Here is a 262-nt window from a genome sequence, read left to right as displayed (position 1 = left end):
AAGGCTCCTTCATTGGCATTTCGTGCTGATAAACCTCACTACGGCTCATTTCAAAATGAGGGTGTTGTTTATCGTTCCATATATTGACCGCTGCCAACCAAGCTTTTTGCAACTCTTCAACCGTTTTAAGATTTGATTTGTTTTCGAGTATAAAATCAGTGTTCATTTTGTTATCATCACGCTTTACCGTCACACCTTGTCCGTCTGAGAACCAAAATTTAGTAATTACTTGCTGTTGAAAACGTTTAAACAATTGTTCCGA

At 37.8% G+C, this 262-nt stretch carries 1 pseudogene; it reads right to left on the bottom strand.

Annotated features, from left to right (window positions below):
- Positions 1 to 262 (bottom strand): annotated as a pseudogene (locus tag KHA90_RS25220) (hypothetical protein); the annotation flags it as partial.

Origin of the sequence: Flavobacterium psychroterrae (assembly GCF_018380615.1) — a bacterium.
Lineage (GTDB): Bacteria > Bacteroidota > Bacteroidia > Flavobacteriales > Flavobacteriaceae > Flavobacterium > Flavobacterium psychroterrae.
Note: the sequence above shows the minus strand (reverse complement) of the source record. Positions and strands in the feature narration are given on the sequence as shown.